The sequence below is a fragment of the Pseudomonas sp. GD03944 genome, assembly GCF_029839275.1.
Taxonomy (GTDB): Bacteria; Pseudomonadota; Gammaproteobacteria; order Pseudomonadales; family Pseudomonadaceae; genus Aquipseudomonas.
In genome coordinates this window covers 1-12094 of sequence record NZ_JAOCAH010000026.1, presented here as the reverse complement: position 1 = coordinate 12094, position 12094 = coordinate 1, and the positions used below count along the sequence as shown (strand labels likewise).

Genomic DNA, 12094 nt, shown 5'->3' with positions numbered 1-12094 from the left:
TCCTTATGCTCCTTCGTGTGATTAAGGAGCCGCTGCCCAGCCGTTGTCACACGGGATTGGGTGGCGGACCGTACGGGGGTGACAAACCGGTACACGAAGGAAAACCGGCCAGGCCGAAGCCTGCCCCGCACGGCCCGCCATAGATGCACGAGAAAGCAACAGGCACAAAAAAAGCGCCTGCTCTCGGCTATGGCGCTACCGCGCCTTCGTGTGTTTTCAGGTTGTCACACCCGGTCGCGGGATTGACCACGACGGGTGGACTGTAGCGTGAGGAGCGGGGGAGGGCAAGGGTTGGGGTGGTGCTATGCAGGCTCTTGAAGGGCGGCTATCGGCAACAGCGGCCATTCAGCGTCTACGGGTTCCGGGTCAATTCATTCCCCCAATTTTTCTTCCTTTGATTGTCACTGGCGGCTAGCTACACTGATAGCAAACTGACACTCCCAAGGCTTTCAAGGACGATTCATGCGCATCCAGCACGTAGAGATAGCCAACTTTCGAAAACTGCTTTCTGTGCGAATTGACTTCGCTAATGAGACCACGCTGCTTGTAGGGGCAAACAACAGCGGTAAATCATCAGCCATGCTGGCGCTTCGGAGATTTTTGGTTTCAAAGGCATCTGCTTTTCGGCTACAGGATCTAACTCTTTGCCATCTCGTCAAGCTCGACGAAATTGGTAGGGAGTGGGAAAACCCACCAGCGAACTTCGAAATTCCTACTACCAAGGACTGGGCAAATTGGCTTCCTAGTCTTGATATATGGGTGTCGGCAGATCAAGGAGAGTTCCACTACATCCGTGACCTCATACCCAACTTTGCTTGGCGTGGTGGGCTTGTAGGAATGCGTTTCCTGCTTGAACCAGATGAAATGAGTGCGCTGTACACGGACTATCGCAAGGAGCGTGCAAGGGTCGCCCAGCTTGAAGACGCTCTCGGGAAGGAGGACCCACCAGGTAGTCCACTGACATTATGGCCGCAGAATCTTCATGATTACCTTAACCGCCGACTGGCCGATAAATTCAAGGTCCGTTGGTATCGTCTAGATCCGCAACAACTTGAGAAGCCAGACAAATCGACTCGAATGGCTCAGATGCAGAAGCTGAGTCCTACCGCCCTCCCCTTGGAAAACAATCCCCTCAGTGGATTGATTCGAGTACATGAGATCAATGCACAGCGAGGATTCGGAGACCATTCGGACAGCAATCAAGGCGACAACGTTGGCCCCAACGGCGCTCGAAAACTATCGGAACAGCTCAGATCTTATTATTCCCGGCATCTCGACCCAGGTGACAGCCCAGATATCTCAGACCTCGAAGCATTGCGAGCGATAGAGGCAGCCCAGTCAGCATTCGATACCAGGCTAAGCAGCAGCTTCGAACCTGCCATTAGAGAGGTCGAGGGGTTGGGCTACCCTGGTCGCAATGATCCACGCATCAAAGTCGCAAGTCGCCTGGCCACAACGGACGGCATGAACCATGAAGCGGCTGTCCTTTTTGAGTTGGATTCAATTGAGGGCGCCCCAGGGGCTCCTCCTCTTCATTTACCAGAGACCGCTAACGGGTTGGGATATCAAAACTTGATATCTATGATTTTCCGTTTGATGGGTTTTAGGGATGAGTGGCTAAAAAAAACCAGGGCAGCTAGCGCTGAGGCAATAGACCGTATTGAGCCCATCCACCTCGTACTCGTTGAGGAGCCCGAAGCCCATCTCCATGTTCAAGTTCAACAAGTTTTCGTACGGCACGCCTATCAAGTTCTATGCTGCGACGCGCTACTTGACCGCTACCCAAATCTAAATACTCAGCTTTTGGTAAGCACCCACTCCAGCCATGTAACTCATGAAGTAGATTACCAGAGCCTAAGGTATTTCAGACGTCTGCCTGCCGGAATGTATGGCATTGGAGTGCCAGTATCTACAGTCTCAAATCTCTCTAACGTGTTCGGAGAGGGAACAAAGACGAAGGAGTTCGTAACCCGATATTTGCGGGCACAGCACGCGGACATATTCTTTGCCGACGCAGTCATCTTGGTGGAGGGCTCAGCGGAGAGAATGATGCTGCCGCATTTTTTGCGGAATAAGTTTTCCTTCCTTGACCGTTGTTACATTACAACCCTCGATATCGGTGGCAGTCATGCGCACCGGCTACGTCCTTTAATTGACGCTCTCGGCATCGTCACCTTGGTAATCACGGACCTCGATGCTGGGTTCAATAAGGCCGCAAAACCGGTGCAAAGAAACGCTGAGCAGATCACGAACAATCCGACATTGCGGAGCTGGATGAGAACGATGCGTCTGGGCAGCACAGTGGATGAATTGCTTGAACTGCCAGCTGCCCAGAAAGAACATAAAATTGACGATTTGTACTCCGTACGTGTCGCCTATCAAACCCCAATTGATACCCACCTGCCCGCTACTGGAGAAGCAATCCAAGCTCTTCCAAATACCTTTGAAGACAGCTTTGTGCTCAGCAACGCTGTTTACTTTGCGAAGATAGAGCGCAGCGCAGGCCTGATGAAAGCTTTCGTTAAAATCTTGAAAGAAGCACAAACATCAGATGCCATAGGAGAAGGATTTTTCAACGAATTACGCGACGGAAAAAAGGCAGAGTTTGTTTTGCTCGTATTGGGGGACAAAAATTTTCCGAGTCTTAAAATCCCTGAATACATCAGTGAAGGCCTCAGTTGGCTTGAGTCCAAGTTGAGGAGTAAGCAAAAGGAGCTTCTGGTGATTCCGCCTGATGGCGCAGAGGTGACACCATGAACGAAGTCTCTGCCTTAGATGCAGACGCCACTATACAGGCATGTCTAAACCTGACAGATCCGAAAAGTTTTTTCCTCTACGCAGGTGCTGGGTCAGGAAAAACTCACTCACTCGTCGAGGCTATTCGCGAGCTTAAAAACCGCGAGCGGGAACGCCTCACGTTCGAGGGCCGGCGAATTGCAGTAATCACATATACCAACGCAGCTTGTGCCGAGATTCTTCGGAGATTGGAGTTTGATCCGCTTGTAGAGGTCTCAACAATTCACGCATTCGCCTGGCGCCTAATTCATGGGTTCGACAACGAGATCCGAGAGTGGCTGCGGGTCAAACTTGCTCAAGACATCATCAAAATCGAAAGCGATCTCGAACGTTCGCGAGGTGAAAATAAAACGGCTCGAGAAAACAGACGAAAGCTGCAAAGCAAAACGCGCAGACTCGAGGCACTCGACGAGATTACGAAGTTTATCTATAGCCCCACCGGTGACAACCGAGAGCGGCAGGCACTCAATCACGATGAGGTTATCAAAATAACTGCGGCATTCGCTCCTGAGCGTCCTGTTATGGATGTTCTAGTAGACCGCTACCCGGTTGTGTTGATCGACGAAAGCCAGGACACCCACGCTCCTGTTATGGAGGCTTTCCTAAAAGTCCAACAATTGACGAAAACACGGTTCTGCTTGGGGCTTTTGGGCGACACCATGCAACAGATTTACGGCCATGGTGTGACACGTCTGGACAAAGCGATACCGGCAGACTGGCTGAAACCCGAAAAGGTCATTAATCGCCGCTGCCCTCGTAGGGTGGTAGATCTAATCAACGTGATTCGAAAATCTGCAGACTCTCATCAGCAGACTCCAATAGCTGATGCCATAGAAGGCGTCGTTCGCATGTTCTGTATCGGAACAGACCAAGGGCCGTCATATGAAACTGAGAATGCCATTGCTCAGCGGATGGCTGCGTTTACCGACGACGAAAACTGGGCTTCCGGTCCCAACGGGCGAAAGACGCTAATCCTCGAACACAAGATGGCCGGACGGCGAATGGGGTTCGAAAAGCTGTTTACCCCGCTATACGCAGTCGACCACTTACAAACTGGCTTGATGGATGGAACGTTGCCTGCTCTTCGAGTATTCAGCGAAGGAGTTCTTCCCATCCTCGCCGCAAAGGATGACCACTTTCTTCTGCTTGAAGCTGTCCGTTCTCGCTCTCCCTTGCTGGACAAGGGCTCGCTCAAAGCAACAGGGGATCAATCGACCCATATGCAAAGTGTCCAGGACGCGACGTACGCCCTGCTCTCCCTTTTTGAAGATAGAGATCCGACACTCCGTGAAGTAGCGTTGCTTTTGATAGATACGGGATTGCTTGAAGTTCCGGATAAGTTGCTCGGGGCAATAATATTGGGAGCACCGGGTGACGCTCCTGACCCTGAAGATCGAAACGCAATGGAAAACTTTGCCTACCAGAATCTGCTTGAACGTCCATTTTCAGAATTGAGAGCTTTTGCTGACTACGTGAATGATCTTTCGCCCTACGGTACGCACCAAGGCGTAAAGGGACTGGAATTTCCACGGGTCATGGTTGTTATCAACGATGAGGAGGCAGGTGGTTTTTTGTTCAGCTACGACAAATTGCTGGGAGTGAAGGAACCAACAAAAACTGATAAAGACAACGAGCGTGATGGCAAGGACAACGCACTCGCACGTACTCGTAGGCTGCTGTACGTTACATGCAGCCGGGCTGAAAAGAGCTTGGCGATTGTCGTATATACGCCCAAGCCGTCGCTGGCCAAGCGAAACGTTGTCGATGCTGGCTGGCTTCACGAAAGCGAGGTTGAAATCCTATGAAACGTTCTTCATGGCCTGAATCGCTCCGGCTTTTGTAGACGTCCTATGACTGCTTCTGGCCGAAAGTGGACACCCGCTAGCGGCAGTTTCCAGTCAGAAGTGGCCGTGGCCCGCTTCACTCACTGAAGTCGTACACCCGATCCTGGGCGATGCCCAGCACCTGCTGCAGGGTGCCGTCCGGTCCGCAGACCCCTTCGCTCATATGATCATTGCCGGCCAGTATCAGCAGGCCGGCCAGCCGACCTGGGTCTGTGCCGAGCATATGGGTCAGTGCGTTTTTGGCGAAATGGTTGCGGATGACCACCCATTTATTACTGGCCAGCGGATCAGGGTTGGGGGGTAACGGGGGGGCGCCCTCCGGCAGGAATTTCTTGGCGTGCGCCACGTAGGTTTTTCTGAGCTCGCCTAGCTTGTCGGAGGTATAGCGGTCTTCACGGGCCAATCCGGAAAACGCCACGTTGTTTCTCTGGTGCGGGGCATCGTGGAAGTAGACCGGCACCGCTTGTTTGTTGCCAGTCTCATACTTCCCTTGCTTGCCGTCATAGGTGTTGGCCGCGGCGTAGTGGGCCAGTCCTTGCAGTGTGATCGAGCTGTTCAGGGTTATCTGTTCGCCGAAATAGCGGTCGAAGAAGTCCTCATCCACGGCGTTGTTTTCAGCCTTCAGGATGGCTTCCGGGCCAACCGGGGTTTCCAGGGACAGAAAGCGGATCGCCGACATCCGCAGCAGCTTCTTGATGGCCTGTCGGCCGAGCTTGACCCTGTGGTTCTCTCCGATGATCAGTGGGCCGGTCTGCAGGAGTGTGCGCATTTCTTCGAGCTGTTCCGTGGTGACCTTGGGCATGGCCGAACCTCCGTTGTTGGCTGTCATCAAGCCCGCGCTGCGGGTGTACCGGGCAGCTGGCGAGCCTTTCAGCTATAGCGGCAGAACGCGGATCAGGCAAAAGGCCTGTGGGTAGAAACAGTCACTGTTGCAGCCAGGCGACCGACGATTTTTTTCATAACAACGTACCAGTACAGCAGTCCTGTTCTATTGGGCGTCGAGTTTTGGTGCTCCACTGCCACGCTTTCATAGCGCCTCGGCACCGTAAATCCACAGAAGAATGGGAACCACCAATGGCTAAAGTTCTAGTGCTCTATCACTCCATGTATGGCCACATCGAGACCATGGCGAACACCATCGCCGAAGGGGCGCGCAGCGTTCCGGGGACGGAGGTCGTCGTAAAGCGGGTGCCTGAAACCATGAGCCCGGAAGCCTTCGCGGCCGCAGGCGGCAAGACCGACCAGAGTGCGCCAGAGGCACAGCCGGCAGAGCTGGTGGACTTCGATGCCATCATCGTTGGCACGCCGACCCGCTTCGGCAACATGTCCGGACAAATGCGCAACTTCCTTGACCGCACGGGTGGTCTTTGGGCCAAGGGCGCTCTGGCTGGCAAGGTTGCCAGCGTGTTTACCTCAACCGGAACGGGCGGTGGCCAGGAGATGACCATTACCTCGACCTGGACCACGCTGGCGCACCACGGGATGGTCATCGTACCGATCGGCTACACCACCCCGGCACTGCTCGATCTCTCGAACGTGGCAGGCGGCACGCCGTATGGCGCGTCGACCATTGCCGGTGGCGACGGTTCTCGCCAGCCGAACGAACGAGAGCTGGCAGTTGCCCGCCATCAGGGCGAGCACGTTGCCCGGATCGCCTCCAAGCTGCACGGCTAGAACAGGTCTGTACTTTCTGGTGCTTCCCTGGGGAAGCTCCAGAACAGCCCCCTGGCTGGCGTGATACCTGTGAGCTGCGCGTGGTAAAGGCGGGCGTCCATGGGGGCGCCATGCACAGCGGTGGATACTCAACGGTGCCTCATCGCGCAAGGGCTGGCCCAGCCGTTCGGTCATGAGCGCGGCGATCTGCTCGAAGGATTTCGCGTTGTAACCCAGGCGGCAGGCCTGCGCGTTGTGCCGGCTCGGGTGCAGCAGCGCCAGCACGTCTTTGGGTTGAAGGACGGCTGATACCGAGATACTATCCGACCACTTGGCGTGTGCTGCGTGCGCCCGGGGGAAGCCCCGAATACGGAGAACGATCAGTCGTTTTCCGTGAGGCTTTCAGATTTATGCAGCGACTCCGTTATCCATGGCTACGCCCCGGCTCTTCGAGTCGCTTCAGGGCTTTCACGCCACCTCCCGTCTCAAATTCCAACACTGGCCTTACGTTTCTACGGCCGGCGTTTTGCCGTGTCCGTCTTTTCGCATCCAGCCCGGCTGTGGCTGTTCGATGTGCCAGGTTTCATATGTCCAAGGAGAACCGTGCATGACTCAATCGTCATTAACCCCAGCATTGGCTGAGCAGTCGGCGCTCAAGCGCTTTTTGGCCAGCGAGGCGGCCGGTGGCGTGCTGTTGATGATCGCCGCTGCGGCTGCCGTGCTGGTGGCCAACAGCCCATTGGCCAGTGCCTATCAGCACCTGCTGCACGCGACCGTTGGCCCAACGCTCAGTGAAAAGCTCGGGCCCATGACGCTGCACCTGTGGATCAACGATGGCCTCATGGCGATCTTCTTCCTGCTGGTGGGGCTGGAGATCAAGCGCGAACTGGTGGACGGGCGCCTGTCGTCCTGGGAGCAGCGGCGCCTGCCGGCGCTGCCTGCACTGATGGGTATGGCTGTGCCCGCGGTGATCTACCTGATGCTGACCCAGGGCGACCCGGTGCTCACCAACGGCTGGGCCATTCCTGCGGCGACCGACATCGCCTTCGCCATCGGTGTGCTGGCGCTGCTGGGACGCCACGCGCCGCTGTCTCTGAAGCTGATGCTGGTGTCGGTGGCGATCATCGATGACATGGGGGCGGTGGCGATCATTGCGGTCTTCTATACGTCCTCGATCAACCTCGTCGCCCTGGTCGCGGCGGCGGCGATCATCGGTGTGTTGTACCTGCTGAACCGCCTGCGGGTGCTGGTGCTCTGGCCGTACCTGATCGGCCTGGCATTGCTGTGGTACGCGACCCTGCTCTCTGGCGTTCATGCCACCATCGCCGGTGTGGTGGGTGCGTTCCTGATTCCCTACATCCCGACGCCGGGCCAACCGGACGCAGCGGATTCGCCCTTGCACAGGCTGGAGCACGGGATCGCGCCCTGGGGGGGGTTCCTGATCGTGCCGGCCTTCGGTTTTGCCAACGCTGGCGTTTCCTTCGCCGGTATTTCCCTGGCGGATATCGTGGCACCGTTGCCATTGGGCATCGCGGCCGGCCTGTTCATTGGCAAGCAGCTCGGCGTGTTCGGCGGGGTGCTGCTGGCGGTGAAGACCGGGCTCGCGGCCAAACCCCGGGGCTGCACCTGGCTGCAGATTTATGCGATTTCGATGCTTTGCGGCATTGGTTTCACCATGAGCCTGTTCATCAGCGGCTTGGCGTTCCCTGGCCACCCGGCGTTTGTCGAAGAGTCGAAGATCGGCATCATGCTCGGCTCGCTGCTGTCTGCCTTCGTGGCCTGTGCGATTCTGCGTTTCGCCCCCAAGGCGCACGACCAGTTTCAGGAAGAGGCGGGGCAGGAAGCCGAGATTCGCCAGGACGGCGATGTCAGAACGATCTAGTTCTTCACGTGTGAGAAGGCCCGCTAATCAGCGGGCCTTTTTCATACCCATCCGGCGTCTGGTCATCATGTCACCGTTGGCAAACGCGTGCAGCCGAGTTGATTACGCCTGTTGCCTGAATATATGGATAGGCATATATTCGTTTTTCCGTATATTCAGGCCGTGCCATGATGACCCCCACCGACCTGTTCAAAAGTCTGGCCGACGAGACGCGCGGCCGCGCCACGCTGTTGATCGCCGAGCTGGGCGAGCTTTGCGTCTGCGAGCTGATGTGTGCCCTCGATGACAGCCAGCCGAAGATCAGCCGTCACCTTGCTCAGCTGCGCAGCACCGGGCTGCTGCTGGACCGTCGCCAAGGGCAATGGGTGTACTACCGCCTGAATCCCGAACTGCCTGCCTGGGTGCATGAGATGTTGCAGGTGACGCTCAAGGCCAACGCCGACTGGCTCAAGGACAACACCTCGCGCCTGCAGAACATGGATGACCGTCCCGTTCGTGCGGCCGCGTGCTGCTGACCTTGTTGGAGCGTGTCGTCCATGCTGGTTGCTATCGCGGTATTCGTCTTCACCCTCGTGCTGGTCATCTGGCAACCCAGGGGCCTCGGGGTCGGCTGGAGCGCGAGCATCGGCGCGCTCATCGCGCTGGCCGTCGGCGCGGTGTCGTTGTCGGACATTCCCACGGTGTGGGCCATCGTCTGGAATGCGACGGCTACGTTCATCGCCGTCATCGTTATCTGCCTGTTGCTGGATGAAGCCGGCTTCTTCGAATGGGCCGCCCTGCATGTGGCACGCTGGGCGAAAGGCAGCGGCCATCGTCTTTTCTGTTTTTGCATACTGCTGGGCGCTGCCGTTTCTGCGTTGTTCGCCAATGACGGTGCGGCGCTGATCCTCACACCCATCGTCATGTCCATGCTGGTGGCGCTGCGCTTCTCGGCGGCCACGACCCTGGCGTTCGTCATGGCCGCCGGGTTCATTGCCGACACGGCCAGCCTGCCGTTGGTGGTCTCCAACCTGGTGAACATCGTTTCCGCCGACTACTTCGGGCTGGGTTTTTCCGAGTACGCCTCGGTGATGGTGCCGGTGAACCTGGTTAGCGTGGCTGCCACGCTGCTGGTGCTGTTCCTGTTCTTTCGCCGCGACTTGCCGCAGCACTACGCACTCGATGTGCTGCCCGCGCCGGAAACGGTCATCCGTGATCGCGCCACATTCGTCGTCGGCTGGTGGATGCTGCTGGTTCTGCTGATAGGGCTTTTTGCCCTGGAGCCGCTGGGTATTCCGATCAGTGCCGTGGCGGCTGTCTGCGCGGCGATTCTGTTTGCGGTCGCGGCCCGGGGCCACCGGATTTCCACGCGACGGGTGCTGCGCGAAGCCCCCTGGCAGGTCGTGGTGTTCTCGCTGGGCATGTACCTGGTGGTGTATGGCCTGAAGAACGCGGGGCTGACGGACCTCCTGACCCAGGTGCTGGACCGCTTCGCCGAGCAGGGGCTGTGGAGCGCGGCCATCGGTACGGGTGTGCTTTCGGCGCTGTTGTCCTCGGTGATGAACAATATGCCCAGTGTGTTGATCGGCGCCTTGTCGATCCAGGCCAGCGGCGCTGAGGGGGTCGTTCGCGAGGCGATGATCTACGCCAACGTGATCGGCTGCGACCTCGGCCCGAAGATCACCCCCATTGGCAGCCTGGCCACATTGCTCTGGTTGCACGTGCTGGAGCGCAAGGGGCTGCGTATCACCTGGGGCTACTACTTCAAGGTCGGCATCGTGCTGACGCTCCCGGTCCTGTTGATCACTCTCTCGGCCCTGGCGCTTCGCCTGAGCCTCTGATCGCCGCCCTGGAGCGGTAGGAGCCATCCATGCGAGTCCTGTTCATGTGCACGGCCAACAGTTGCCGCAGCATTCTTTCCGAAGCCATGTTCAACCACCTGGCCCCCCAGGGGATCGAGGCGGTGAGCGCTGGCAGTTTTCCCAAAGGGCAGGTGTTGCCGCGCAGCCTCACCACGCTGGAGCAGGCCGGCATCTCCACAGCGGGGCTCAGCAGCAAGGGCAACGACGCCTTTGCGGACAACCCGCCGGATATCGTCATCACCGTTTGCGACAAAGCGGCCGGGGAAGCCTGCCCGGTTTACTTCGGCCCCGCGCTGAAGGCCCACTGGGGGCTGGAAGACCCCTCCGATGTCATGGGGGACGAGGCGGCGGTCGATCACGCATTCCGCGACACGCTGGCCCGCATCGAACAGCGATGCCGAGCCTTTCTGGCGCTCCCGTTCGAGCGTCTCGGCCGCGACGAGCTCAAGCGTGAGCTCGACCGAATCGGCACGCTGTGAGTAGGAGGCGTCATGTCAGAGCAACTGCCCAATCTCGATCTCTCGCTGTTCGATAGGCCACAGGCGATCGATCACGACAGCCGCAAGCCGCGCATCCTGCTGCTCTACGGATCGACCCGCGAGCGGTCATTCAGCCGCCTGTTGGTCGAGGAGGCCGCACGCCTGCTGGAGTACTTCGGCGCGGAAACTCGCGTGTTCAACCCATCCGGGCTACCGCTGCCCGATGACGCCCCCGTGGAGCACCCCAAGGTCCAGGAGCTGCGCGATCTGGTGCAGTGGTCAGAAGGGCAGGTGTGGTGTTCCCCGGAACGACATGGTGCGGTGTCTGCGGTGTTCAAGGCGCAGATCGACTGGATTCCCCTGGCACTTGGTGCTGTGCGCCCGACCCAGGGCAAGACCCTGGCGGTGATGCAGGTGTGTGGTGGTTCGCAGTCGTTCAATGTGGTCAACCAGTTGCGCGTGCTGGGCCGCTGGATGCGCATGTTCACCATCCCCAACCAGTCTTCGGTGCCCAAGGCTTACATGGAGTTCGATGAGGCTGGCCGGATGAAGCCCTCGGCGTACTACGACCGTGTCGTCGACGTGATGGAGGAGCTGGTGAAGTTCACCGTGCTGCTACGCGACCAACAGGCGTTCCTGGTGGATCGTTACTCAGAGCGGAAGGAGAGTGCCGAGCAGCTCTCCGCCCGAGTGGAACAAGCATCGATCTAACGCCACTTCAATACCCCAACGCACCGGCTCGCGCCCGGTGCTGATTGTGGTGTGGTCGAGGGGGGCGTCACCGGCGCGCCTGTTGGGCAGGACGACGGCCAGCGGCGCCTCAGGGCGTGACCGGCTCCCCCCGAAAGCGCTGCAGTTCTTCCCGGGTCACCTGGCGGTCGCCGTTGGTGTCGGCGAGCAGCAGGAGCGCCACCGTGACCTCCACGTATTCCTGCTCGGACACCTTGCCGTCGCGGTTGGCGTCCCAGTATTCCAGGGTCTTTTGCGCCACCGAGGCCAGCACCTCGGCCGGCCAGACCATGTCCGTGCCGCCCTCGGCGACGGTGTAGGCGGCGATTTCGTCGACGGTGACGCTGCCGTTGCCGTCCTGGTCGATGCGCCGGAAGGTGGCAGGCGCCGCGGCCCGGGCTTCCTCGACGGAAATGGCGCCGTCGCCGTTGGTGTCTTCCGCGCGAAAGATGTCCTCGATCTCTGCCGCGGGCGCATTGCCGGCGACTAACGCCAGCAGCAGGCCTGCGGAACACATCCGGGTAAGCGACAACATGGTGGAACTCCCTGTGGTCAATCCGAAACGCAGCACGGCAGGGCCGCCTGATGGGCCACCGTAGCCGCAGCGGCGCCGGTGTTCCATAGCTCACATGTGCTAAGCCGGGTTGCGAACAACTGGGCGGTCTCTCATGCGGTTTGCACCATGAAAGTGGCTTTTCTGATCGTTCCTTAAATAGAACGCTAGAGGCAAATTTTGCCGTCTGGTGCATCAAGGGTGTCGAATTTAATCTTTACCCCATGCAGCGACAACTGCACGGGAAAGACCCAATCAAGCCGAAGAATCGGCACCCAACCTAAAAATAGAGAGAGCCTTGCCATGACCACTACCAA

The 12094-nt window shown here is 58.2% G+C and carries 10 protein-coding genes; 8 read left to right on the top strand and 2 right to left on the bottom strand.

Going from position 1 to position 12094, the window contains the following annotated elements; translation table 11 throughout:
- The first annotated feature begins 462 nt into the window (after nt 1-462).
- Both N5C28_RS23825 and N5C28_RS23820 read left to right on the top strand, forming a co-directional pair.
- Nucleotides 463-2757, top strand: coding sequence for an AAA family ATPase (locus N5C28_RS23825; RefSeq protein ID WP_279825998.1), 2295 nt, complete (start codon nt 463-465; stop codon nt 2755-2757).
- Nucleotides 2754-4601, top strand: a complete 1848-nt coding sequence (locus N5C28_RS23820) for a UvrD-helicase domain-containing protein (RefSeq protein WP_279825997.1) — start codon at nt 2754-2756, stop codon at nt 4599-4601. The genes N5C28_RS23825 and N5C28_RS23820 overlap by 4 nt, the downstream gene beginning before the upstream one ends.
- 115 nt (nt 4602-4716) lie before the next feature.
- On the opposite strand, the gene N5C28_RS23815 is transcribed toward N5C28_RS23820, so the two are convergent.
- The gene (locus tag N5C28_RS23815; RefSeq protein WP_279825996.1) at nt 4717-5442 is read right to left on the bottom strand and encodes a hypothetical protein; all 726 of its coding nucleotides are present in this window, start codon (nt 5440-5442) and stop codon (nt 4717-4719) included.
- Nucleotides 5443-5714: 272 nt separating this feature from the next.
- Here N5C28_RS23815 and wrbA point away from each other — a divergent pair, with 272 nt between their 5' ends.
- From wrbA to arsH, 6 genes are all read left to right on the top strand, one after another.
- On the top strand, nt 5715-6314 hold the full coding sequence (wrbA, locus tag N5C28_RS23810) for an NAD(P)H:quinone oxidoreductase (protein ID WP_279825994.1): 600 nt from the start codon (nt 5715-5717) through the stop codon (nt 6312-6314).
- 586 nt (nt 6315-6900) lie between these two features.
- Nucleotides 6901-8175, top strand: coding sequence for a Na+/H+ antiporter NhaA (gene nhaA, locus N5C28_RS23805; protein ID WP_279825992.1), 1275 nt, complete (start codon nt 6901-6903; stop codon nt 8173-8175).
- Nucleotides 8176-8342: 167 nt separating this feature from the next.
- Nucleotides 8343-8690, top strand: coding sequence for a metalloregulator ArsR/SmtB family transcription factor (locus tag N5C28_RS23800; RefSeq protein ID WP_279825990.1), 348 nt, complete (start codon nt 8343-8345; stop codon nt 8688-8690).
- Nucleotides 8691-8711: 21 nt separating this feature from the next.
- A complete protein-coding gene (locus N5C28_RS23795) occupies nt 8712-9995 on the top strand; it encodes an arsenic transporter (RefSeq protein ID WP_279825988.1) in 1284 nt (427 codons plus the stop codon).
- A 29-nt stretch (nt 9996-10024) separates the two neighbouring features.
- The gene (locus N5C28_RS23790) at nt 10025-10495 is read left to right on the top strand and encodes an arsenate reductase ArsC (protein ID WP_279825986.1); all 471 of its coding nucleotides are present in this window, start codon (nt 10025-10027) and stop codon (nt 10493-10495) included.
- A 12-nt stretch (nt 10496-10507) separates the two neighbouring features.
- Nucleotides 10508-11206: an arsenical resistance protein ArsH gene (arsH, locus tag N5C28_RS23785; RefSeq protein ID WP_279825984.1), complete on the top strand. Its 699-nt coding sequence runs from the start codon at nt 10508-10510 to the stop codon at nt 11204-11206.
- 109 nt (nt 11207-11315) lie between these two features.
- On the opposite strand, the gene N5C28_RS23780 is transcribed toward arsH, so the two are convergent.
- Nucleotides 11316-11759, bottom strand: coding sequence for an EF-hand domain-containing protein (locus N5C28_RS23780; protein WP_279825982.1), 444 nt, complete (start codon nt 11757-11759; stop codon nt 11316-11318).
- Between the last annotated feature and the right edge of the window lie 335 nt (nt 11760-12094).

What these genes read in the sequence shown, in the direction of transcription:
- N5C28_RS23800 (WP_279825990.1), top strand. Translation starts at nt 8,343, where the DNA reads ATGATGACCCCCACCGACCTGTTCAAAAGTCTGGCCGACGAGACGCGC.
- nhaA (WP_279825992.1), top strand. Translation starts at nt 6,901, where the DNA reads ATGACTCAATCGTCATTAACCCCAGCATTGGCTGAGCAGTCGGCGCTC.
- N5C28_RS23795 (WP_279825988.1), top strand. Translation starts at nt 8,712, where the DNA reads ATGCTGGTTGCTATCGCGGTATTCGTCTTCACCCTCGTGCTGGTCATC.
- N5C28_RS23790 (WP_279825986.1), top strand. Translation starts at nt 10,025, where the DNA reads ATGCGAGTCCTGTTCATGTGCACGGCCAACAGTTGCCGCAGCATTCTT.
- arsH (WP_279825984.1), top strand. Translation starts at nt 10,508, where the DNA reads ATGTCAGAGCAACTGCCCAATCTCGATCTCTCGCTGTTCGATAGGCCA.
- N5C28_RS23780 (WP_279825982.1), bottom strand. Translation starts at nt 11,759, where the DNA reads ATGTTGTCGCTTACCCGGATGTGTTCCGCAGGCCTGCTGCTGGCGTTA.
- N5C28_RS23815 (WP_279825996.1), bottom strand. Translation starts at nt 5,442, where the DNA reads ATGCCCAAGGTCACCACGGAACAGCTCGAAGAAATGCGCACACTCCTG.
- wrbA (WP_279825994.1), top strand. Translation starts at nt 5,715, where the DNA reads ATGGCTAAAGTTCTAGTGCTCTATCACTCCATGTATGGCCACATCGAG.
- N5C28_RS23820 (WP_279825997.1), top strand. Translation starts at nt 2,754, where the DNA reads ATGAACGAAGTCTCTGCCTTAGATGCAGACGCCACTATACAGGCATGT.
- N5C28_RS23825 (WP_279825998.1), top strand. Translation starts at nt 463, where the DNA reads ATGCGCATCCAGCACGTAGAGATAGCCAACTTTCGAAAACTGCTTTCT.